Genomic DNA, 23,863 nt, shown 5'->3' with positions numbered 1-23,863 from the left:
ATTAGGACACAGATTGTGGTAATGAATAAAAGTATTCTGCATCAGGAGTCAGACGCTCAGGGTCTTCCCAGACTAAGGAAAGATGATGTCCTATATGGTCATCTTTATCTTGTGGTGCGTCAAGACGCTTTTCTTTAACCTTTTCAGGAAGTTCCTGAATGCAACAGTCTAGTAACGAATTTTTAACAACAGCTTGAAGTTTTATCTCTTTTCTAAGACAGAGAGCAATAGGGGTAGCAGTAATTAGAAGGAGCGAAAAAAATTTTTCATGACTAGTTGGCTCTGGGACTTTAATGAAAATAAGACCGATTGCTTTATCTAGTTTTTTGCGAAGGACTTCTAAAGTATAGTTTTTTGACACTAATTCTTGTCTACATTGACAATTGTATGCCTGTTTCAATTTTTGCCATTTGTCATACCAAAGTCCCTTATATGGATAATTTTTTTCGAGCCGCTCATTTGCACGCACAAACACTCTATATTTTTTACCGATGGTTTCTGCGTAGTTAAACTCCTTTTTTATAAAAGAATCAACTTCATGATTAAGTAGTTGACTTGGCAGAAAAAACTCCACAGTTAAGTTTCTAAGAACATATGAGCTACTTTGATTTAATAATGATTCCACAATTTGTGGTATTTCCGCAAGCGTAAAAGTCTTAGTTGATGATTTAGACACATCGAGTGTTTGAAATCCATCATAGTTTTGTGGTTTGTAACAACGAATATCAGGAATTAGCCAAGCAGAGATATAGAACCTATCTATTTTTTTTGTTTTGGGTTTAACTCTAATGACTAGATATGAATTGGCATCTTGAATGTCTGAATTATTATCTTTTTGAATATCTTCTCGTAGCTGATTAAAATCTTTAATGTTATTTTCTCCCCATTTTTGCAGTTCATCACGTAAAGCTTTAGGAATATTAAAATCAAGAACTAAATGTGCTACAAACCGAGCAATAGGAGCAAATTGTGGATTATTTCCTCGAATATCTTGTAAAATTTCCAGGATACCTTCTACAGTATCGGGCTGTTGACTAAAACCTTCAGGACAGCAAGCTTGATAAGCTCTGTTAATATAGGTGATGGTTGAATCTACATAGGGTTCCAGAATTTGAAGTAGAGGATGTGCAGTGACTTTAGTTTGCGAGATACTCTTTAGCTTTTGCTCAATTGTATTCATCTCCTGCTCGATTTCTTCAATCTGTCGTTGCAAGTTATTCCGACTCTGAGCGTTTTCCGTGCGGTTCAACTGAGCGAAAACGTCAGTTAAGTCCTTCTCAAGCTTCGATAACCTTTCTTCATACAACTTTTTGATAAGTGGTTGATTAATTTCTCCCATGTCCTAATTCATTAAGCTGTGCTTCAACCTTTTTCATATCCTGCTCGATCGCTTCAAGCTGTCGTTGCAAGTTATTGCGAGTCTGCGCGTTTTCAGTGTAATTCAATTGGTTATACACAGCTTCAAAGTCACTTTCCAGAATTTCCAGCCGTTTGTTCAATTCTTTGGCTTTAATTGCTTGCACCCGACTCAAGGGTTGAGGAGGAGTTGTTGCTTGTTGCTGAACACCTTGACTTAGCAAGCTCCAAGTTTGGACTAGCACTTTTGTCGGAATCATAAATGCCGCTTTCACACCTTCTCGCTTTCTCTCTGCGGCGATCGCCATTCCTGCAACTCCCTGTAATGAATCATCCCAGACTGGTGCGCCACTGAACCCAGGTTCGACTTGATAGCCAGGAACTTGAATAGCTTCCATCTGTATCCATTCGGTAGCCTGTGCATCCCGTAGTTCACCTGTAGCCCATACACCAACATCATGTCCTTGGGGAAAGCCAAATATCCGAAACGAATGTCCCCAGTAGTCTGATGAAGTGACGAGTTGTACACCACTTACCCCCGTTGGTGGAGCATCTTCTAAGTGTAATCCAGCAATATCTTCTCCTACTTGCGGTGGATTGACAGGTTGCCAAAACACAACTTTTGCTTTGACTTTTTGTCCAGGCGCAATCAGGGGAAAGTCAAGCTCTATGGTTTCAGTTGGCGGTTCTTGTGTGTTGCGGGAAATGCCCAAAGCTTCTGTAACGACATGAGCACAAGTCACGATATGGCGATTGTCAACCAGAAAACCAGCACCGACAACTGTTGTTATTCCATTGGTGTGAGTTCGGTAAATACGAGCGATCGCTGTTCTAAACGTCTGGAAGTAACTTTCGGTTGACATGGAAGCTGTACCCTACTGTTTACTCCACTTCACCGTAATCTCAAAATTAACTTCTCCACCAACCGAGGTTAAAATAGCTCCTGCCTCAGCGCTAAGCTTGACACCAAACTTAACTTCCATTTCTTCAGGGCTTAAGTCTCTAAGCTTGGTAGTAAGACTTGCAATAACTGGCTTAATTCTATCTATAGCATCTTCAAAAGTCTGTTTTGCTTCAGCAACCATGCGCCCAGATGGAAGAGCAACCCTCCCAACCGCTGTATTCTCTGGTTCTTCTACTTCCACTAAAAACTTGCTGCCATCTTCTAAAGAAAACTCGACTAATTGCTTTTCTACCATATAGTCTTCCTCGAAAATAACAAAAAACGACTATCGTTTTTAAACATTTGTTGTTAGCTTACTATAGTTTTATGGCTTTACCAACCCGAGAATTGCAACTGCCATTTGGATCGCCGGCATTCAGCTGTCCAACACCACAGACGTGTTGTCATCGCGTCTGGGACTGGGTGAAGCGCTTGGGGGGTTAATTCTGTTGGCGATCGCCAGCAGCCTGCCCGAAATTGCCATTACTACCAGCGCTGCCCTACAGCACAACCAGCAGTAGCAGCAGTATTCTTGCTCGCTGTAATATGGCACCAGCCACAAGCCAAAACGTTCAAGCACAACAAGCACCAGCAGCGACTCCCACGCAAAATTGAACAAAACCAGGTTACTACCCCTTCATCAACAAATCTTTTCTGTACAATTTATCTGTGACAATCATATGCGGTAGGCTGATTTTAGCCAGAAAAACAAAAAAACAAGTAATTTGAGATTTATTTTGCAAAAATCTCAAATTGCTAGTTCTCGCATTCGTGTAGGAATTGAAAATAGCAATAACTTCACGCTTTTGGAGGAAACAGCATTTGTGTCGCAAGAGCTATAAAAATTTCATGCTAATTTCATTATTTATGGTGTTGAGTTAGCATTTATATCCAAAGTTACATAAAATTTTCATCATAATTTCACTTTTCAAGTCAAGTTTATTTATAGAGGGTTTTTAGTAATAGAAAAAACGGAATGATATGCGATTGCTATTAGTTGAAGATGAGCCAGATTTAGGCGCTGCAATTAAACAAGTCTTGAACCATGAAGCGTATGTAGTAGACTGGTTTCTCGATGGCACTCAAGCTTGGGAATATCTGCAAAGCAAGTGGACTGAGTACACACTGGCGATTGTTGATTGGATGCTGCCAGGAGTGTCAGGATTAGACTTATGTAGATGGCTACGTCAGCAAAACAATCCTTTACCTGTGTTGATGCTAACCGCTAAAGACCGACTGGAAGAAAAGATTATTGGACTTGATGCTGGCGCAGATGACTATCTCATCAAGCCTTTTGACATGGGAGAACTGCTGGCAAGGTTACGGGCATTACGACGGCGTTCTCCTCAACTCCAACCCCGTCATTTCCAGGTAGGGTGTCTCACTCTAAACTACAGCACTCATCAAGTCATTCGTCAATACCCCACTGGAAACAAGCAAATCAACTCGTTAACTATTAAAGAATTCCAATTGCTGGAATACCTGATGAAGCATCATAACCAAATTGTCACCCGCGACCAAATCATCAATCAGCTTTGGGAAATTGGTGTAGAACCAGTTAGCAATGTGGTAGCTGCACAAATTCGTTTACTTAGACGTAAACTTGGAGAAGTAGAGAGCGAATCTTTGATTGAAACCATCTATGGTGTGGGCTATCGCCTCAAGGCTTAAAATCCAAATTTTTTCATTTTTCTAATACATGGAAGGCAATGAACTCTTCCGCTTAACTCGCTTGCGACTAGCGGCTTGGTACGCGCTTGTTATGGGCTGCATTATGGGAGCATCTGGTCTGGGAGTCTATCATGTGGTTGCCCATGCCTATCGTGAAACTATAGACAAGGGGCTGGAGTCAGTAGCAAACGCGTTGCATAACAGTATTGAACCTGCTTTGCAACAACCCAAAAACTTACAACAACTTGCCAAGCAACTTTCTTTAGAACTGTGTGTAACTCAGGCAGATTGCTTGACTCAAACAGGAGTCATTAAAAACCAGATTGCACAGGCAGCTGGCACAGTTAACTACTATATGCGGTTGTTAAATCGGTCAGGACAACCTATAGCGTTAGCGGGTATACATCTTGAGGAATTACCGCTAACCTCACCAACAAAGCATTGGCAAATGCCCCAAGACCGTTCGGGCATTCACTATCATCAAATAACTTTACCACTGTATACCCAGAATCAGGTTTCCGGTTACATACAAGTAGGGCGAAGTCTCAAAGACCTAGACGAGCATTTGGCAGCTTTGAGATTAACTTTGTTGTTGGGATGCCCAATTATCATGATATTCATCGCCATTTGCAGTTGGTGGTTAGCAGGTTTAGCAATGCAGCCTGTGTATCGCTCATATAAACAAATGGAACAGTTCACCGCTGATGCAGCTCATGAGTTTCGCACACCTTTAGCGGCGATGCACTCCACCATTGATGCTGCTTTTAGATTACACGGACAAGCAGGCTCAGAGTCTGGTTTTCAGTCGCCAAGTGGAATTTTGCAAGTCCTCAAGCGGCAGAATGTTCGGTTGTCGCAATTGGTGGGAGATTTGCTGCTGTTGGCAAGGCTAGATCAGCAACAACAAAGAGTAGAATATCATTCTTGCTGCCTTAACGATTTGATTAGCGACTTAGTTGAGGAACTTGCCTTTCTAGCAGTCGAGGCTGAGGTGAAGTTGGCACAAATCCAGACGCCAGAAAAACTCTACGTTTTAGGAAATGAAGAACAGCTTTATCGCTTAATTTCCAACTTAATAGTGAATGCAATTCAAGCCACAGCTTGCGGCGGAAACGTCACTGTTTTTTTAGAACGCAGTGAACGGTATGCTTTGATTCAAGTGCAAGACACGGGAATAGGCATTGCAAGAGAACACCAAAGCCGAATTTTTGACCGCTTCTACCGAGTTAATAAAGACCGCTCGCGCACCTCTGGGGGTTCTGGATTGGGATTGGCAATTGCACAGGCGATCGCCAAAGCATACAAAGGCAGTATTCATGTACAAAGTCAGCAGGGATTAGGCAGTACGTTTACAGTAAAACTCCCCTTGCAACCTTGATCTACTAACATCTATCTTTTGGTAGAAATAAATTTCATTTTCTTTTCATTTTTTAGTGAAAAGCTATCAATAGATAACCGTAAATTTCATATTATTAAAAGTAATTCCCAAAAAGATGTTAATCAGGGGAAAAATTTATTGGCTCAAGCTCTACCGACAAATTTTGCAACCAAAACGCCTGGCAATTTTTCAAGCTTGTCTGATTGGGTTAGTGTCGGCGCTAGCAGCAATCTTTTTAAAGCAAGGCGTAAGTGCTTTAGGCGGATGGCGAATCCATACAACTCATCTGCTACCAGCATGGTTTGTATTACCAGCAATTGGTTTAGGTGGCGGACTACTGTCTGGTTGGTTGGTGGAATATGTAGCTCCTGAGGCTTCTGGTAGCGGCATTTCACAAGTCAAGGCTGTACTTGCCAAAGTCCCAATGGCACTGGACTTGCGGGTAGCACTGGTCAAGCTGTTTAGCGCAGTCATAGCACTAGGTTCGGGTTTGCCCTTGGGTCGGGAAGGTCCAACACTACAGGTGGGAGCTGCCATAGCTAATCAACTCAATCGCTTGTTTCCCAGTTCTCCAGATTACCGTCGCCAAATCATTGCCGCAGGTGCAGGGGCTGGGTTAGCTGCAGCTTTCGATGCCCCGATTTCCGGTTTTTTGTTTGTTGTAGAAGAACTCCTTCAAGATGTCTCCGGCTTTACTCTAGGTACGGCAATACTCGCTTCTTTCATTGGTGCGGTGATTTCGCGATGGCTAGGAGGACATAGCTTAACCTTAGAGTTGACTGCATTGCAGACAAACTTTTCGCCTCAAGAAATTCCTTTTTATTTACTGTTAGGAGTATTGGCAGGACTGTTAGGCGCACTGTTTAACAAAGGAATTATTGCTTCTATAAAATTTAACAGCCGTTTTTTACGTTTTGGATTACCTGTGAGGGTGGGGTTAGCAGGGTTAATTTGTGGTGTAACAATTGCTTTTTTGCCAGCGCCTTTCCATGATACGGCAGGACTGCGAGAAACTTTGACGGCTGGTGAACTCAGCGCTGGTGTCACACTCGTGGCTTTTATCTCACAGTTTATTCTAGTATTAATTGCATACGGTTCAGGAGCGCCGGGAGGGTTGTTAGTTCCTCCAATGCTGTTGGGAGCTGCGCTTGGTTATTTGGTGGGAATTGCAGAGCATAGTTTCTTGGGAATCACTTCTCCCACAACTTATGCCTTGGCTGGAATGGGTACGTTTTTGAGTGCGGTAGCGAGAGTGCCAATTACCAGCATCATTATTGTCTTTGAAATGACCACAGATTTTAATTTGGTGCTACCACTGATGATTGGCGCGGTTGTCGCCTACTTGGTGGCGGAAAAAGTCGTGCCTGGTTCGCTTTACGATCGCCTGTTAGAACTCAGTGGCATTCATTTGGAAAAAGAGCCAAACAAAGAGGGTTTTTTAGCGCAACTTTTAGCAGCAGATGTCATGCAACGGCGTGTGGAAACTTTATCTAGTCAGATGACTGTTGAGGAAGCAGTGCAGGCATTTTCCCAATCCCGCCATCGTAACTTTCCAGTCATAGAGGATGGCAAAGTTGTTGGTATCGTCACTCAGAAAGACATCGCAAATATCACCTCACAACAGGTAGATGGAGATACACTCATCAGCGAAATCATGACACCTGAACCAGTGACGGTGAGTCCAACAGCGACGCTAGCTTATGTTTTGCACCTACTCAACCGTTATAATCTGAGCTGTTTGCCAGTGACAGAAAACACAAGGCTAGTAGGAATTATTACACGCAGTGATATTATTCGGGTGGAAGCAGAACGGCTGAGTGGCAATACTGAACAGACCGGACCAAAACCTGAACCTTCCTATGTCGTTTATCAAACCCGTTCTCCGGCTACAGGCAAAGGACGGTTGTTAGTACCGTTATCCCATCCAAATACAGCCCAAACTTTACTGGAAATGGCAACTGCTATAGCTTTAGAGCGGAATTACGAAATAGAATGCCTTTCTGTGATTGTTGTACCACGCAATTGCACGCCAGATCAAACAGCAGTATCAACCAGTCACAGCGATCGCCTTTTAACTCAGGCGGTGCAGCACTTGCAAGATAAACAGATTCCCGTTCACACGCAAATTCGAGTTGCCCATAATGTGGCTAGTGCAATTTTGGAGACGGTCAAAGAACGACACATTGACGTACTTTTGATGGGCTGGAAAGGCAGTACTGCCACGCCGGGACGAGTTTTCAGCCGAGTTGTGGACACTGTGATTCGCCAAGCTGCTTGTGATGTTGTCTTGGTGAAATTGAATGGTAAAAGAACTTTTAACCGCTGGTTGGTGCCAATGGCAGGCGGTCCTAACTCCCGTCAAGCCCTTCAACTGTTACCTGCCCTCGCAACTCTCAGTTCGACGCCTGAAATTAAACTATGTCAAGTTTTCCAGCCTGATGAATCTGCTATTGATACAAAATTACTAGATAAATCTCTTCGCTTTCTCAAACGTAAAGTGAGCGGTAAGGTCATGGCTACTTCAGTCTGTGCCAGTTCTGTGCCTGAGGCATTGATGGAGTGTGCCGAAAAGGACCACAGTGATGTCATTGTATTGGGTGCTAGCCGTGAAAAGCTTTTACAACAAGCAATAAAAGGAAATATTCCAGAGACTATTTCTCGTAAAAGTCATTGCACTGTTATTTTGGTACGCAGTGCCCTTGCATAATCTGTCGAGTTCTTAGCTTGCAAGTAAAGGGGATTGGGGACGCACTAATCTATACAAAACGCGCAACCCGACAACAAATCAAGCAGGATTTTTCGTATTAATCGAAAATAATTTCTAATAAACTGCTTGATTTGGGGCACACTCGCGTGTATCTGTGGAGCGCAGAACGAGTAATCGTAAAAGGGTTGCGCGTTTTGTACAGGTTTTTTCCACGGGGATTGGGGACTCCTTGCCGCGACAAGTTGAATTGAACTGCCAGCTAAAGACTTTTCACCAATTTAGCTGGCTTCTATAACGATTTTGATGCTCGCTAATAGCATTTCGAGATGTGAATTCTATATGACAAAGATGTAAATCTTATGTGACAAAAGTAAAATATAAAAAATCTTCAAATTTTCCGTTAAAAAACTTTTTGTCAAAATAAATCACCCTTTGGATAGTATTGTTAGTAGTTATTTTTCACCAAAAATAAATATTAAAAATTCTGTCTGTCGTGGAACTCCTGCAACAGCAAAAAGATGCAACATATAGCAATTTTGAAGGAGCCTTGATACCTTTTTTTCTTGTCCTCTCATGCGTTCACGCGTAGGGGGGTAGCTTGCGCGCCCACCGCTGCAACGCTACGTTTCAGGTGGCTCTAGTCAGTAATGATGGAATGCTTGAATGCAAGGGCAAGTAAGCACTATCACCTCTAACAAGTTGGTTAATTTTTTTGAAAGGAATAGTTTTATGGCTTTACCAACGCGAGAATTGCAACCGAAAAATCAGTATGGAGGGACAACTCAGGAAACTCCCCCACCGGGGACGCAAAATGACCCACTGATTGCTAAAGGGTTGCAAAAGGAGCAGTACATTGGCATTTTCGCTCTTGGTATCATCCTGATTGCTGTGATTGGATTTTTTAGTCGTAGAGTTGAATACGCTATCTTGTTCGCTATTACCCTGAGTGTGATTTTAATTACTTTCTTTTTAACGGTATAGCAGAGCGGTTTATTAATCAACGTATCTCCAAACAAGATGATGGAGAAAAATTATTTTATGAACAATCCAGTTTATCAAACGGTTATTTTAGGCGGTGGCTTTACCGGGCTATTTACAGCGTTGCACCTTGCACATGAACACTATCCTCGCTCTGTCATTTTGATTGATAGCAACGATCGCTTTTGTTTTAAGCCGTTACTTTACGAGTATTTTAGTGGTGAAATGGATACCTTTCAGGTAGTCCCGCGTTTTACAGAATTGCTGAAAGGGAGTGGTGTGATTTTTGTTCAAGATACAGTGCAAGCAATTGATCTGCATCAACGACAAGTCAAATTAACTTCAGGAACTTCCTACAACTACAGCAACTTAGTCTTAGGCTTAGGGAGCGTCACAGGCTACTTTGGTGTTGAGGGGGCAAAAGAAAATGCTTTACCTTTTTGGACGCAAAAAGATGCGATCGCCATTGATCGACATTTGCGTGACTGTTTGCAAAAAGCCGCGCAAACTGAAGATCCAGAACAACGTCGTAAACTGCTTACAGTTGCAATTATTGGTGGTGGTCCTTCCGGTGTGGAAATGGCAGCCACTTTAGCCGATTTGTTACCAAATTGGTATGCCGCACTAAAAGGCAATCCTCAAGAAGTGCGGGTGGTACTCATTAACCACGGCAAGGAAATCCTAAAAGGTGATATTAACAGTCATCTGCGTGAAACTGCCGAGCAAGAATTGCAAAAACGCACCGTGCCAATAGAAATGCTTTTGGGGGCAGAAGCCACAGCTATCCGTTCCAACACAATCGAGTATAAGCGCGATGGCAAGTCTGAGACACTGCCAACTTATACCACAATTTGGACAGCTGGCACTGCGACCCATCCGCTGATTAAAGATTTGGCAATTCCAGAGGAACACCGAGACAAGCACGGTCGATTAAAAGTCACGAAAACCTTACAACTGCCCGATTTTCCAGAAGTTTTTGCAGGCGGAGATTGTGCCGCAGTCGAGGACAGTTCCTTTCCGCCGACTGCACAAGTTGCATATCAACAAGGAGCGACAATTGCTCAAAATTTGAAAGCGATCGCTTTAGGAAATGACCCCAAACCTGTTAGGGTTAACATACGTGGCACTTTGCTCAAACTTGGGTTAAACGATGCCGCTGCTAACGTTTACAACGTTTTTGAAGTGACTGGCAAACCAGGTCATTTAATCCGTCAAGGCACTTATCTAGAGCTCTTGCCGACGCCGATTCATGACTTTAAAGCCACTGTAGAATGGGTAGATGAAGAGATTTTCCACCGCCACCTTGACCCTCACGATGTGGGCAAGAAAGTAGTCCAGGCAGTGGAATTAGTTGGTGGAGCAGTTGTAGGTGTTATGGTTGCGAGAAAATTATTCCAAATGTTAGGAGACGAGGAAAAAAAACAATAAATTTGGTATAACGTCTCTTGATTACTAGCGTTTACCATCAAGCGCTTTATCTAAGTTCCAAGCTGCACTAATCAAAGCCAGATGTGTAAAAGCTTGGGGGAAATTCCCTAATGCATCGCCACTCGGTCCCGTTTGCTCGGCATAAAGCCCCAGATGGTTGGCATAGCCCAGCATTTCTTCAAATAGGAGTCGGGCTTTATCGAGCCGGGCACTCTCCTTATTCTTAACTCCGGCGCGGGTTAGTGCCTCAACCAGCCAAAACGTGCAGATATTGAACGTGCCCTCATTTCCTTCTATACCATCGGGCGTTTCTTCCACATTGTATCGGTATACCAAACTATCAGAGACTAACCCTCCTGATTTCGGAGGTTGATTGATGGCATCCAAAGTAGCCAGCATACGGGGATCTACTGGCGAGAGAAAGAATACCAGAGGCATAATTAAGCTTCCGGCGTCTAGCGAATCACTACCGTAATATTGCACGAAAGCCTGACGTGAGGCATTCCATCCCTTGGACATGAGTTCCTCATAGATTTGGTCTCGAACCTCGATCCACCGCTTTCGATTTTCTGCTGGGAATGAACGCTTATCTGCTAAACGCAAGCCGCGATCCAAAGCCACCCAACACATAAGTTTTGAGTACACGAAGTGTTGTTGTCCGTTACGCACTTCCCAGATACTAGAGTCTGGTCGCTGCCAGTTGTCACAAACCCAATTAAGCATATGGCGGACTTTGGTCCACATATCATATGAGATTGGTGCTCCATACTTGTTGTAGAGATACACCGAGTCCATCAACTCGCCATAAATGTCCAGTTGTAACTGTTTGTAAGCAGCATTGCCGATACGAACCGGGCTTGAACCTTTGTAACCCTCCAGATGATCTAAGATTTCTTCGCTCAGCTCATGCCGTCCGTCAATTCCATACATATTTTGCAATAAGCCGTTCGGACTGCACTCATGGCAACGAGACTCTATCCAATTCATGAACTCAGCAGCTTCTTTGGTAAAACCAATACGCATTAACGCATAAAGCGTGAAAGCTGCATCTCTGATCCAAGTGTAGCGGTAGTCCCAGTTGCGTTCACCGCCAATACTCTCTGGAAGACTACAGGTAGGCGCTGCTATGATTGCTCCGGTCGGTTTATAGGTTAGTAGCTTTAACACCAGTGCTGAACGGTGAACGATTTCGCGCCATCGACCCATGTAAGTGCATTGCTCAAGCCAGGAACGCCAGTAATCAACGGTTTGCTTGAACAACTCATCCGCTTGTGACTGGTCGAGAGGATGTCCACAACCACGATTGGGTTGAGTTTCCCGCACTACAAAAACCGCTGTCTGTGTTGCTTGAAGGTTAAACTTGGCAAAAACTCCATTGTCTTCTTGCTGTAGTGGGATATCTGTTAAAAGCTCGAGGCTGAGTTTTGGTGAGTGAAAGCACGCACCCCCAGAACTGAGTGTTGTTTGGTGTTCATCTCGGGCATAGTTGAAAGCGGGACGGCATTCCATAAGGAAATCCATGGAGCCACGAATCACCTTAACACGCCGGATTAACCAGTGAGCTCCAACCTCTTGTGCAGCCATCCCTACAGGCATAAAGTCGGTGATTTCTCCAACACCTTCTGGTGTCAGGAAGCGGGTTACTAAGACGTTGGTTTCAGGCCAGTAGAACTGCTTGTGAGTCACCTCACAAGTCCTGGGTGAAATCTTGAAATGCCCGCCCTTTTGATGATCCAGTAGTGCCGCAAAGACACTGGGCGAGTCATGAAAAGGAAAACAAAACCAGTCGATAGATCCATTCAGCCCCACCAAGGCTGTTGTGTACGTGTTCCCAATAATTCCATAGTTTTGGATTGGCTGATATCCCATGAGTCTCACTTTGCTGAAATTCAAAATATGCCCTACGGGCAAGCACTTTAACTAAATTCAAAAAAATTCAAAAAAAGAAAGGATGCAAGCCCCTAACTTACGGTGTGAAGAAGTAAAAAAGATTTAAATATCTATGTTCAAATTAAACATTTTGTCAAGTTATTTCTTCTGTCTTACGAAGTAATAAACATGATATTTCTAATAAAAAAATAAAATGTTATCCTAATTTCATAATATTTATATTGGAATCAAAAATATAACTTTTCAAAGTCTCAAAGTACAAAAACAAATGACTCGTTTGAAAGATTGAGGTTCGTTTAACACATTTATATCACATTTCTATGTAGAAGATATGTCATTGATTGACATACTATTTTTATGGAAAAATTTAACTGGTAAATTGTCAAAGTGTTATTGATATCAATCTTAAGATAGATTTGTTTTTATACATTTATAAGTAAATACTTATTTGAATAAGAATAGTGGAATAGCTGTAGGGTAGGAATATTGCTTGTACAGTAAAATTTTTAACCTTTTTCAACTGGATAGTTATTTCCAAAGCCCGGTGGATGAGCCGTTAACTGTTCCTACAAAGCGGTTGCTCTATCGCTTTGAGAGAGGGGCGATCGCTGCGGGAGCAACAGATGCGACGAGCATATATCGCCTTTTAGAAAAAGCCCAAAAATAACCAAATTGCTGAAAGGAGAAAGCAATGCTTGCTTTGCCTCTCAATAGTGAGAATCTACCATACCCTGATCCCATCCATCCGATCATTGTTCATTTCGTGATTGCGATGGTGTTTTTTTCCTTCTTCTGCGACGTGGTGGGATATCTAACCCGTAACCACCGTTTGTTTGAGGTGAGTTTTTGGAATATGTTTGTTGCGGCGATCGCCATCTTCGCTGCTGTTATCTTTGGTCAGTTTGAAGCTGGTTTAGCCCAATCTTACAAAGCAGTTCAGCCGATACTGAATTCACATACAATAACTGGCTGGGCGCTTGCGGCGATCCTTGTCGCCATTACAGCATGGCGTTTTGCAATTCGCGCCCAAGACCCACTAAAGATACCAGTTGCTTACCTAGGTGTTGCCACATTTTTGATTTGCTTGGTGTCCTTACAGGTCTATTTGGGAAGCAAGTTGTTTTGGGTTTACGGGTTGCATGTGGAACCAGTCGTTGAAGCGACAAAGCAGGGGGTCTTGCGATGAACTCGCAACTTATTGACCAGTTGTGGTTCAAGCTGGGTGCAAATGGGCTACCATACGAGATTCCCATACATCCAAATTTGGTGCATCTCACGCTAGGTTTATTTATTATCGCCATAGTTTTTGACATAGCAGGTACACTTTTTCCCATAGAAAAACCAATCCTCAAATTTTTGTCTCTGACTGCCATTCGTTCAGGCTTTTATGATGTGGGTTGGTACAACCTGCTAGCTTGTACAGTGATCACATTTTTTACTGTAGCAGCAGGTTTTTTCGAGCTTTTGCTAGCAAATCCGCCAACTGATGTGAAGAGTGCTTGGGGGTTGGGAGCTGGTGCAACGATGCTTTTGCATGGTGTAGGAGGTGTTTTGCTGCTGACAGCTTTCGTTGCAATGACTGTGTGGAGGGGGTTGCAGCGCTATCGCTGGCGTAAGAATGTCACTAGGCAGGTACAGTGGAGTTATTTGTTAGTGGGCATTGCGCTATTGGGTATTTTGTATGTCCACGGAACGCTGGGGGCGCACATGGGCAGCGAGTTTGGAATTCACAATACTGCTGCGGGTTTGCTACGGCGGGGGGAAAACCCCAATATGCTGCTCAAGTAAGGGTGTAAGGGTTTCTACAAGTTATATGAGAAAAATTTTAAACACACTGCTATTAGCTGCTTTTATAGCGGCGATTCTCATTGCCAGTCGTTGGCTTGGACAACAAGCATACTCTTGGATGCCTGCTCAGGCAACTGCAGAAGCGAAACGGGTGGATGAGATATTTAGTTTTCTGGTATCAGTTGGAGCGTTCATCTTCTTGGGGCTGACTGGGATCATAGTATATTCGCTTCTCACCTGTCGTGCCCCCAAAGGAGACTGGAGCCACGGTCATCCTGCCAGAAATGATGTGAGGCTGGAAATCCTGTGGACTGTTACCCCGACTCTACTGGTGTTGTGGCTCGCAACCCAAAGCTACAAAATTTATCAGCAATTGGATATCCTTGGTTTAACGCAGGTGGTACACCTGCATATACCTATTGAAGAACCTGCTTACGCTGTCACGGTTAGTGAGAATATCAAACCTGTGGCTCAAAACATTGAGGTTGTCGCTAAGCAGTGGGTTTGGTCTTTCCGCTATCCAGGGAATGTTACCAGTAACGAATTGCACCTGCAGCTCAATCAGCGGACTCGCTTAGATATGCATTCGGAGGACGTTATCCACGGTTTCTACGTTCCGGAGTTCCGCTTGAAACAGGACATTGTCCCCAACCGCAACATTGAGATTGTGTTAGCGCCCACTCGGGAGGGTAAGTATAAGCTGAGTGATTCCCAATTCAGTGGTACTGACTTCGCCTTGATGCAAGCAGATGTGTACGTTGATTCTCCGCAAGCTTATAACCAGTGGCTTTCCCAGGCTGCTGCGGGCAAATCAACTCCTCAAAAATAATGAATCATCATAGTTGAAAAGAAGGTGATGAATGACAAATAACTCTATTGAAGGTAGCGGCACTAGCGAGTCCGAAAATTCCCATAGCCAGCCTCAGACAAACTGGCGGGATTACTTCAGCTTCAGCAAAGACCATAAAGTCATCGGTGTCCAGTACATGGTGACGACCTTCATTTTCTTCTTGATAGGCGGGCTGTTAGCTATGATTATCCGTGGCGAACTGGTGACGCCCGAATCAAATCTGGTGGATCGCTCGCTCTACAATGGCTTGTTCACCCTACACGGCACGGTGATGATTTTCCTGTGGATTATCCCATTTATGGCAGGTCTTGCCAACTACCTAGTGCCGCTGATGATTGGGGCAAAGGACATGGCTTTTCCACTCCTGAATGCGATCGCCTTCTGGATAATTCCACCAGCAGGTATTCTGCTACTCTCAAGTTTCTTGCTGCCTAATGGTCCTGCGCAAGCTGGCTGGTGGTCTTACCCGCCGATTAGCATCCAGAACTCCTCCGGTAACTTGCTCAACGGCGAATTTATTTGGATTCTGAGCGTCATACTACTGGGCATCTCATCAATTATCGGGGGAGTCAACTTTATCACGACCATTGTTTGGATGCGCGCACCAGGGATGACGTTCTTCCGTATGCCCTTGTTCGTCTGGACGGTTCTCAGCGCTCAGATCCTGCAACTATTTTGCTTGCCCTCGCTCACGGGCGCATTGATACTCCTATTTTTCGACCTGAGTTTCGGGACAAACTTCTTTAAACCGTTGCAGAATGGTGACCCAATTATTTACCAGCATTTGTTCTGGTTCTACTCTCACCCAGCAGTGTACGTAATGGCACTACCTGCTTTCGGTATTTTCTCAGAGATTCTCCCCGCCTTTTCTCGCAATCCCCTGTTTGGCTATCGGTCAGTGGCGATCGCCTCCTTCGGCATTGCTTTGGTTAGCATTTTCGTCTGGGTGCATCATATGTTCACTAGTGCTACGCCTGACTGGATGCGGATTCTCTTCATGGCGTCCTCGATGTTGGTCGCCATACCCACTGGCGTCAAGGTATTTGCTTGGACTGCTACCATCTGGAATGGCAGACTGCATCTTTTGACACCGATGCTGTTTGCCTTAGGAGGTGTAGTGATGTTTATTTTAGGCGGTATCACTGGCGTCATGCTCAGTTCAGTACCGTTTGACATTCACGTCAACAACACTTATTTCGTCGTAGGTCACTTTCACTACATCGTCCACAATACCATTACGATGGCAATCTTTGCCGCAATTTACTTTTGGTTCCCTAAAATAACCGGACGAATGTACGCTGAGGGCTGGGGCAAGCTACATTTCTTATTAACCTTCATCGGTGCCAATCTCACCTTCTTCCCTATGCACGCCGTAGGTTTACAGGGTATGTTGCGCCGAATCTCCTCCTACGATCCAAGGTATCAGGGCTGGAACGTCGTCGCCAGCCTTGGGGCGTTCTTGTTGGGGATGGCGACATTGCCCTTCATCGCAAATATGATAGGTTCTTTACTACTCGGTTCTAAAGCATCTGACAATCCTTGGCACGCCACAGGTTTGGAGTGGAAAACCTCATCACCGCCTCCAAGAGAGAACTTCGAGGAAATTCCAGTTGTGACCGAACCGCCCTACAACTACGACGGTAGATCCCGATCAACACCAGAAGCTGCCACTCAAGAATAGCTGCAATTTCATCGGATAAGCAATCATGGAAAATCCTATTGATTTATTAGAGGAAATATTAGATGAAAGCCCTATCCGTTTGGATAAGTTACGGCGCTCTCTACCAAATTGGCTGCAACGGTTCCTGCCAATAGGTGGGGGAAATGCGGAAGATGAGCATGGCAGAACACTATTCGGGTTTACCGTATTTCTACTGTCGGAAAGCATAGTCTTCCTGAGTTTTTTCTTCACATACATTGCTCTAAGATTGACGACTTCCAATTGGTTACCGCCTGGTGTTTCGGGACCTGAATTATCTGCATTTACGATTTTTAACACGGTAGTCCTTCTTTCCAGTAGCTTTGTCATCCAATCAGCAGAAAACGCCCTCAAGCGTCGCAAAATTACCAGATTTCGCTTGCTGTGGCTGATTACATCTGTTATGGGAATCTACTTCCTCATTGGTCAGGCGATTGAGTGGAACAACCTCAACTTCGGTCTAACTACGGGGCTGGTTGGGGGGACATTCTACGTCCTGACAGGCTTCCACGGTCTGCACGTTCTTGTCGGTGTTCTTCTACAGATACTCATGCTGATTCGTTCTTTTATTCGGGGTAACTATAACAAAGGACACTTTGGCGTAAGTGCGACAACCTTGTTCTGGCACTTTGTTGACGTGATTTGGGTCATTCTGTTTTCGCTTCTTTATCTTTGGCAACCATAGCAATTTTGGCGTTGCTAATTTTGTCATGAATTATTTTTGTATACATTTTTGTAGTTTGATACGAAATCCTTGTAGAGACGTGCCATGGCACGTCTCTACACACCCATGAATTGATAGCGCGTTTCATATGAATGAAGTACAGATTTATCTGTGTCCATCTGTGTTCATCTGTGGTTCATTATTTCTTTATGTACCTTAGCCAATTGCAAACCGCTATATAATTCATATCGGGAATTCAGCAACGCCAGAATTTTTATCAGCTTTAAGTTGCAAAGCAAAAAGGCAGGAAGCAGAACGAAAGAACTTGCAAGGATCTGCCACCTGCCTTTTATCTTCTCTGAAAGGAGAAACGTGTTTGAATTACTCGAAAATTGCTTTCCCCTGCACTGTGGGTGCAGGATTAACATTCAATAGACGTAAGATAGTTGGTGCAATATCAATATTACGCACTTGCTCCAACTTGCCTGGTTGAATATCTGGACCAGCTGCATAGAAAATCGCACTCATATTTGGCAGTGTTGGGTCATAACCGTGTGCGCCATAGAAATTGGGTACAGATAATACAGGGCTACTAGAAACAGAATCTCCTAAACGCTGCACGACTGGAGTTTGAACACCGTCGAAGTTGTAACCTTCTGTAAGTAAGGCAAAGACATCGCCGCTATCTTGACCAATAAAATCGCTGGTGCTTAGACCAAAAGAGGGGTCATTCAATTCAGGGATAGGTCGCGTATATATTTTGTCAAACACAGGTACGCTATTACCATAAGCATAGTATGGGTTGCTGTCTACAAAGGACTTGAGCGCATCTGCTACCTTATGTTGCAAGGTAATATACTCTTCACGACTCACATTACCATTAGGTTCGCGTCCTTTGAGGTTAATGTAAATGTTGACGGCAGGTCCAGAAGAAACTGCTCGAACTTTGTTGGGGTCAAAGCCTTGGTTCTGCAGGAAGTTGTTGATACTAACTGTTTTGAGCCACTCCCCCAACTTCTAGTTGGGGGATTCGGGCTAGGAGTTGGGGTTAACTTTTCGCTCGGACTGCTTGCAGTCAGCTATCTGGTTAACCTTTCCTAGCTTGTCGGAGAACCGCTCTGGGGCAATCAACCCACTTTCGGACGAGCCTACTCGTTCGCGATTTAAAGACTCCTGCCACGCCTCCATCAGGAGCGACTCCGCCCCACGATACCCGTTAAGGGCATCTTGCACTGACAGTCTATCGTCTTGATTAACAAATCTACTCAAGTACGCACTCATTAAGTCACGATGCATTTTAATACCAGTTGCGTCGTAATGAACTCGTTCAGACAGAGATTTTTTGGTACGACTACCGTCTAAATGAGTTTGAGAGAGTGCCGTCGATGAAGTAGAAAAAGTTGCCACGTCTATCAGTACCAACGGCGTCAATGATTTTTTGTACTGCGCGATCGCTTGCTTGGTAAGCTGCTTGGACATAGCTTTGGTAACGGGCTATCTTTTCTTTATCCTGACCTTCTCCAATGGAGTTGGGATTGCTAAAATCAGTTGCTTGACGTGGATCAGTAATAAAAAATTGGTGTTCTGCACCATCGGGTTGCTCAATGTAGAGTAATACTAAATCAGCATGGGGATTCTTGTTGATTGCCCGTAAACCAACACGAGCTTGATAGTCAACGAACGTCTGAAGCTGGTCTTGGTAAACAGCTTCTAATTCGCTGTCAGAAAAATTCCCAAGTCCAGGGCTAAGTCGTTCGGTGATGCGGAAGTCAGGCTCGATTCCCCAGAAGCCAACATTATTATTGATGTCGTCCACATCTGCAAGTACTGCTCGGTTTCGTGGGATGTAATTTGCAGAGTAGCGAATAAAACGGACAGTGGATAAGTCAGGTGCTACGGTTGTTGCGTAAAAGGCAGTTCCTGCTTTGTTCGAGCTCCCTTCTAAATAGAATGGGCTAGACTTTTGGTCATTGACGCGCACGTAAGCAGGTCCAGTGGAAGGCAAGCTGAAAGAACCAGGCTGAATACCTTGGGTAGCATCAAAGAAGACTAAAGTATCGTAATTTACTTGCTTCTCATCTGTAGTGTCGAGGGCAGCCACCTGAATATCGTAATTCACCGCACCAACTGTAAATTTATCAAAAGATTTGTTGGTTTCCAAAATGGGGCTGTAGGATACTTTGCCAGCCTCTTTAAATTGGTCAAGGATGGTCTCGGGCGCGGGAGCAAAGTCTGCTGCTGTTAGGCTAAAACCTTGCGCTCCAACTCCACCAAAGGTTCCGTAAGGTATTGTGTAATCTACGGTTCTTTTACTGGCTGGCTGCACAATCGGGTTGTTTGTTAAACCTGGCACAGTGATATCTGCTCCATCTGCACCCGGAAATGTAGCTGCTACGACTTTCTTGCCATTTTCTCTCAAAGCTAACCACAATGGTTGAGCCGTTGGATTTACGCTTTCAGAGGGTCCATGAATGTCAAATTCATAACCACCAATCGGGGCAGCAAAGCCACTGATATTTTGGTTAAAGGGACTGGCAACTAAATGGAACGAATTGGAGTTGATGTCATTGTTTGCTGCTGTAGAACCCGTGCCAATGGCAATATGTGCGGCAGCAGTAAGGGATGGGGTGATTGTAATATTTTGTTGAGCAAAAGCTCCCTTGCTTTGTAGTAACCCTAAACCCTGATTTTTGCTAAGGACTCCATCGGCAAAGTATTGATTAATCAGTCGTGGTGTTGCACCGTCTAGGGAAATCAGAATAACTTTGGGAACTTTAGTGTCGGCGCTAGCAATGACGCGCCCTGTCAAGTCATGATGACTAGTGTATGTATGTGAAGAACCTTGATGCTTGGGTCTAGTCGCCGTTGCAGTGAGCCGAGTAAAGGAAAACCCTGTTGCTAACAAGAGCGCACAGACCAAGCCAACTGCAAACCAGATCAATGTTCGTAGATGACGTCTCAGGAATTGAATCATAAACACTACCTTCAACCCAGATTAAAAAAGTTCCGATATCGAGAGTCAATCTTGAGGCGTCTATTAGCGCTGGCTAAGGATTAATTCCTGTTCGGTTTGCGCTCCTGCATAGAGGAGATCAGGAGTTGAAGTGACATTTGACGGGAGGATCGTTAACCCAACAGTCCGACCTTCAAACCCAGCAGCATCAAAGTACTTGGTGTCACCTACCTGCTGGTAATTGAGATATGTACTCACACCATCAGCAGTTGGGTCAGACTTTAAGGTATCTTGAGTGTAAAAAACACTGTCAGGACCACCCACCAGTGCTTCATTGATAACGCGTCCTGTCAGTTCACCATTGCTAGGAATGTCAAATCCTAAAACGTTTGCCAGCGTAATTGCAACATCGGCATTGCTGACCGGAGCATAACTGGTGTAACCCTGCTTAAAGTCAGGACCAAACGCCAGCATATTGTTGTAAGTATCGCCGCGACCAAAGCTACCGTGCATCCCTTGTCCTTGCTGCAAACCTGTGTCAGCAATCTCTACCTGGGAGCCAAAGGGATTGTTACTGTCAGTGGCAAATGTCCGGAAGTTCAAGACGATGGAAGGTGTAGGTAGTTGCGTGGAACCCTTCAAATTAATTGAACTAATCGGTAATGCTCCAGGGATAGTGCCGAACTGATCATCCACAAATATGCCACTGGTGTAGTCCTGTTTGCTGAGGAAATCCACCACTTGCTTGACGGTTTCTGGATTTTGATCTGGAACATAAATCAGGTCAGAACCGCCGTTGGCAGCAACAACAACTTTGGCATCAGGCTTGTCCTGAATCACACCACTACCACCAATCAACCCATCACCATTCCTAGGACGTTGTCCTTGGGTAGGGTCTACCAAGGTATAGTTTTTGCCATCAGCAGTTGGCGTGTCGGCGTCATACAGCGGTAGTCCCAATTCGTGGGCAATGTCAATTGCCACAAATCCAGGAGGCAAGTAGCCAGGATTCACCCCCGGATAGGTTTGTGATGACGCATAATCACTAACTTTTCCTCCTTGGGTATCCGTTAATTGCTTGCTAATTGTGGAGAAGCCGTGATCCGAGGTGATGAAGATATCGGTGTTCGCTGCGAGCTGCGGATCGCTATTGATGAAGTCCAGAATTTGCTTGAGGTTGTTATCGGCATTTTTCACTGCTGCCTTCGAGGTAGGACCATTAATCCCGGGAGTCAAGCTATTGAGGCTATCGCCTTGGTTATGCTGCGTACCATCCGGGTCTCGTGACCAGTAGACCATTGCAAAGGGATTGCCTTTTTCAGTGAAGTCAGGCAGGATTGCCTTGGTAACTGCATTGGTAAAGTACTGCTGCTGAACTGTATTTGCCGCAAGCGTTCCGGGAGTGGTATTGTTCCCTGAATAGCCGTTGCTCAGCTGGTCGGTACTGGCTGCGCCATTAGTACGGTCGGGGGCTGTGATACCTACCCCTGCATCCACCAATCGTCTGGTGATTTCTGAACTGAGAGGAACCCCACCTGTCTTGCCTGTCGAGTCATCAATAATGATCGTGTCCGGTGTTGGTATCTTCCCATCTGGTCCGACATTGCCTTGAGTGACATCCTGAATCAGTGTTGGTCCGAGTTTCCCAACCGCAGCGGTGTTGTAACCGTTTTGCCGGGCATACGCTAGCAGTGTTTCTTCATCCAGGTAGTTACCACCGAAGTGTTCGTCAATGTCACTGAGAATCGCGTCATTTTCAATAAACGGCGTTGGTGTCCCATTTCCTCCACCAGCAAAGACAGGATACCCTACGTAGATTGTGTTGCTAAAGTCGCCTGTATCACCTAAGTAATGCCCAGTGGCGATCGCCGACGCATTTGGAGTTGTGAAAGTGGGAAACAGAGAATGGCTATTGACGAAGTTCACTCCTTCCTGACGCAACTGATAGAGTGTTGGCGCATCTTCTGGATTGACTGAACTCGGTCGCAACCCATCTGCCACAAAGATAATTACGTTCCTACCAGTGGGAGTTTGACCCAATATAGGCTGGTCGTTGGTTTGCAAATCTGAAGTGTTACCCAAGCCATAAGCATTGGCGCTGGGGTTCACAGAATTGTTACTTAAATATTCATCCATGTCTTTGACTCCATTCAAAATATGACAAATGGCAAATCGGGAAAAAAATACATCTATCGCCTCATGAATTTAGTACCTTTTGCTTGGATAATTGCTTAATCTATGTTTTATTTGTGTACTAAATAATTCAGGAGTTCATTTTTTTCACTCAACTATTTACAAGAGATCTGTCCGCTAACCTCTTGTAAACTCTCTTTACTTCTTAATGCTTAAATTCTTGGGAAATTTAGTGAAACTCGACTTCTTTTAAATAGAAATTTCCTCTTATTAAAAATTGCTAGTTACAGAGAATATCATCTGTTAGTCAAAATATTAATAATATCTGAAAAACGCCTTTGTTTCTCTTTCTCAGATATTTTCCTCTTAACATTAGCGATTGATTTCAGTAAACCGCGTGTTGATTTTCCAGATTTTACTACCAGTAATAGCCCATCTATGAAGATAATACAAATTAAGTATTTCTCCAATTAATTTTTGGTAGTTTTTTATTTAAGTATAGGTTAACAAAAAGTTTTTTTAAAATCATTCTTTAGAAAGATTCATTTATAAGTTAGTAGAAAATGGTCTTATTGGTTGTAATAATTATTCTCAATTAAGTATCAAATTTTTAGTAGGTAAATCAGAAATAATGATTATAATCATTAACCGCAACGCCATTGCAAATTGGCATTCGGACATCGATCAAAATGACATCGGGTTGTAGGTGTTGGGTGAGGGCGATCGCCTCACCTCCAAGTCCTGAGTAGTTTAAATCAGTCCGTAACAACCTCAATAAAATGTCCACAATCCTGGGGTGATCAATTCAAGGAGGTGCTCATCTGGGTCCCGGAAATATAGGCTCCACCCGCCCCGTTTCCAATGAACCTTGCTGTCGATGGGGATACCTCGCTCAGCGAGTCGTTGTTCCCAAAACTCTAGCTCGGACGCGGCAATTGAGAATGCTACGTGCAACCGACCACTTCCACCATGAGGAGGAATCACCCCTTCTACTGTACCGACGGGAGACGTTGTCCTCCCCGGCTCCTGAGCGATGCTCTTGGGGAACAGGATCAGGGCTTGTCGGTTGGGCACCCGGAGTACACAGATCATCTCATCCATGACCTCTTTTTCAAATCCGAATAGATCTTCGTAGAACTTAAGCGAGCGTGCCAAGTCTTCAACATATAGCACGGATTCAACAATACCGTTGACAGTTTGCTTCTCAGTCATAGGATACACTCTCTTCAAGAATGCCTGTTACTGTCAGAGTAGGTTATCCAAACGGACTGTTTCAATAGCCAATTTTGTACTTCTATATAAGTCCACTTTGCGTGAGATATATAGCGGTTTGCAACCCGCAGTAAGGTACACAAAGAAATAATGAACCACAGATGGACACAGATGGACACAGATAAATAATTACTTCATTCAATTGAATTGCGC

The 23,863-nt window shown here is 44.1% G+C and carries 22 protein-coding genes; 12 read left to right on the top strand and 10 right to left on the bottom strand.

The window, feature by feature from the left end:
• Position 1: 1 nt before the first annotated feature.
• From AACT52_RS15535 to AACT52_RS15525, 3 genes are read right to left on the bottom strand one after another with little or no spacing between them, the layout of a single operon-like run.
• Positions 2-1,339 carry a VMAP-C domain-containing protein gene (locus AACT52_RS15535; protein WP_073631993.1) on the bottom strand — a complete coding sequence of 446 codons (1,338 nt, stop codon included), beginning with the start codon at positions 1,337-1,339 and terminating at the stop codon, positions 2-4.
• Positions 1,326-2,219, bottom strand: a complete 894-nt coding sequence (locus tag AACT52_RS15530; RefSeq protein WP_073631991.1) for a trypsin-like peptidase domain-containing protein — start codon at positions 2,217-2,219, stop codon at positions 1,326-1,328. Before AACT52_RS15530 ends, AACT52_RS15535 begins: the two co-directional genes overlap by 14 nt.
• A gap of 12 nt (positions 2,220-2,231) precedes the next feature.
• The gene (locus tag AACT52_RS15525; protein WP_073631989.1) at positions 2,232-2,555 is read right to left on the bottom strand and encodes a CU044_2847 family protein; all 324 of its coding nucleotides are present in this window, start codon (positions 2,553-2,555) and stop codon (positions 2,232-2,234) included.
• A 142-nt stretch (positions 2,556-2,697) separates the two neighbouring features.
• On the opposite strand from AACT52_RS15525, the gene AACT52_RS41380 reads away from it, so the two are divergent.
• The 6 genes from AACT52_RS41380 (at position 2,698) to AACT52_RS15495 (ending at position 10,461) form a co-directional block, all read left to right on the top strand.
• Positions 2,698-2,820: a hypothetical protein gene (locus AACT52_RS41380; protein WP_198940930.1), complete on the top strand. Its 123-nt coding sequence runs from the start codon at positions 2,698-2,700 to the stop codon at positions 2,818-2,820.
• A gap of 460 nt (positions 2,821-3,280) precedes the next feature.
• Positions 3,281-3,970 carry a two-component system response regulator RppA gene (rppA, locus tag AACT52_RS15515; protein WP_073631987.1) on the top strand — a complete coding sequence of 230 codons (690 nt, stop codon included), beginning with the start codon at positions 3,281-3,283 and terminating at the stop codon, positions 3,968-3,970.
• A 28-nt stretch (positions 3,971-3,998) separates the two neighbouring features.
• On the top strand, positions 3,999-5,348 hold the full coding sequence (gene rppB, locus AACT52_RS15510; protein ID WP_073631985.1) for a two-component system sensor histidine kinase RppB: 1,350 nt from the start codon (positions 3,999-4,001) through the stop codon (positions 5,346-5,348).
• Positions 5,349-5,463: 115 nt separating this feature from the next.
• Positions 5,464-8,055: a chloride channel protein gene (locus tag AACT52_RS15505; protein ID WP_073631984.1), complete on the top strand. Its 2,592-nt coding sequence runs from the start codon at positions 5,464-5,466 to the stop codon at positions 8,053-8,055.
• A gap of 729 nt (positions 8,056-8,784) precedes the next feature.
• Positions 8,785-9,036 (top strand): hypothetical protein, encoded by a 252-nt coding sequence (locus AACT52_RS15500; RefSeq protein WP_073632100.1) that lies wholly within the window; start codon positions 8,785-8,787, stop codon positions 9,034-9,036.
• A 57-nt stretch (positions 9,037-9,093) separates the two neighbouring features.
• Positions 9,094-10,461: an NAD(P)/FAD-dependent oxidoreductase gene (locus AACT52_RS15495; protein ID WP_073632098.1), complete on the top strand. Its 1,368-nt coding sequence runs from the start codon at positions 9,094-9,096 to the stop codon at positions 10,459-10,461.
• Positions 10,462-10,485: 24 nt separating this feature from the next.
• Here the strand turns inward: AACT52_RS15495 and AACT52_RS15490 are convergent, their stop codons facing one another.
• A complete protein-coding gene (locus AACT52_RS15490; protein ID WP_073631983.1) occupies positions 10,486-12,330 on the bottom strand; it encodes a glycoside hydrolase family 15 protein in 1,845 nt (614 codons plus the stop codon).
• Between the two features lie 511 nt (positions 12,331-12,841).
• Between AACT52_RS15490 and AACT52_RS15485 the strand changes: the two genes are divergently transcribed.
• Genes AACT52_RS15485 through AACT52_RS15460 form a run of 6 tightly spaced genes read left to right on the top strand, consistent with a single transcriptional unit; the run spans position 12,842 to position 17,373 of the window.
• Positions 12,842-13,018 carry a hypothetical protein gene (locus AACT52_RS15485; protein WP_158054653.1) on the top strand — a complete coding sequence of 59 codons (177 nt, stop codon included), beginning with the start codon at positions 12,842-12,844 and terminating at the stop codon, positions 13,016-13,018.
• A 24-nt stretch (positions 13,019-13,042) separates the two neighbouring features.
• Positions 13,043-13,537, top strand: a complete 495-nt coding sequence (locus tag AACT52_RS15480; protein WP_073631982.1) for a DUF2231 domain-containing protein — start codon at positions 13,043-13,045, stop codon at positions 13,535-13,537.
• On the top strand, positions 13,534-14,139 hold the full coding sequence (locus tag AACT52_RS15475) for a DUF2231 domain-containing protein (RefSeq protein ID WP_073631980.1): 606 nt from the start codon (positions 13,534-13,536) through the stop codon (positions 14,137-14,139). The genes AACT52_RS15480 and AACT52_RS15475 overlap by 4 nt, the downstream gene beginning before the upstream one ends.
• A 25-nt stretch (positions 14,140-14,164) precedes the next feature.
• Positions 14,165-14,968: a cytochrome c oxidase subunit II gene (locus tag AACT52_RS15470; RefSeq protein WP_073631978.1), complete on the top strand. Its 804-nt coding sequence runs from the start codon at positions 14,165-14,167 to the stop codon at positions 14,966-14,968.
• Between the two features lie 31 nt (positions 14,969-14,999).
• Positions 15,000-16,670: a cytochrome c oxidase subunit I gene (gene ctaD, locus AACT52_RS15465; RefSeq protein ID WP_073631977.1), complete on the top strand. Its 1,671-nt coding sequence runs from the start codon at positions 15,000-15,002 to the stop codon at positions 16,668-16,670.
• 25 nt (positions 16,671-16,695) lie between these two features.
• Positions 16,696-17,373: a cytochrome c oxidase subunit 3 gene (locus AACT52_RS15460; protein WP_073631975.1), complete on the top strand. Its 678-nt coding sequence runs from the start codon at positions 16,696-16,698 to the stop codon at positions 17,371-17,373.
• 360 nt (positions 17,374-17,733) lie between these two features.
• Here the strand turns inward: AACT52_RS15460 and AACT52_RS15455 are convergent, their stop codons facing one another.
• The 6 genes from AACT52_RS15455 to AACT52_RS15430 form a co-directional block, all read right to left on the bottom strand.
• Positions 17,734-18,366, bottom strand: a complete 633-nt coding sequence (locus tag AACT52_RS15455; protein WP_073631973.1) for a hypothetical protein — start codon at positions 18,364-18,366, stop codon at positions 17,734-17,736.
• 21 nt (positions 18,367-18,387) lie between these two features.
• Positions 18,388-18,648, bottom strand: coding sequence for a hypothetical protein (locus AACT52_RS15450; RefSeq protein WP_445263924.1), 261 nt, complete (start codon positions 18,646-18,648; stop codon positions 18,388-18,390).
• Between the two features lie 55 nt (positions 18,649-18,703).
• The gene (locus tag AACT52_RS15445; protein ID WP_233153957.1) at positions 18,704-20,326 is read right to left on the bottom strand and encodes an alkaline phosphatase family protein; all 1,623 of its coding nucleotides are present in this window, start codon (positions 20,324-20,326) and stop codon (positions 18,704-18,706) included.
• A 63-nt stretch (positions 20,327-20,389) separates the two neighbouring features.
• On the bottom strand, positions 20,390-22,441 hold the full coding sequence (locus AACT52_RS15440) for an alkaline phosphatase family protein (RefSeq protein WP_073631971.1): 2,052 nt from the start codon (positions 22,439-22,441) through the stop codon (positions 20,390-20,392).
• A gap of 619 nt (positions 22,442-23,060) precedes the next feature.
• Positions 23,061-23,225 (bottom strand): hypothetical protein, encoded by a 165-nt coding sequence (locus AACT52_RS15435; RefSeq protein WP_233153956.1) that lies wholly within the window; start codon positions 23,223-23,225, stop codon positions 23,061-23,063.
• On the bottom strand, positions 23,210-23,650 hold the full coding sequence (locus tag AACT52_RS15430; RefSeq protein WP_073631969.1) for a VOC family protein: 441 nt from the start codon (positions 23,648-23,650) through the stop codon (positions 23,210-23,212). Before AACT52_RS15430 ends, AACT52_RS15435 begins: the two co-directional genes overlap by 16 nt.
• Positions 23,651-23,863 lie beyond the last annotated feature (213 nt).

This window comes from Scytonema sp. HK-05, from assembly GCF_963872035.1.
Taxonomy (GTDB): domain Bacteria; phylum Cyanobacteriota; class Cyanobacteriia; order Cyanobacteriales; family Nostocaceae; genus Kalymmatonema.
Note: the sequence above shows the minus strand (reverse complement) of the source record. Positions and strands in the feature narration are given on the sequence as shown.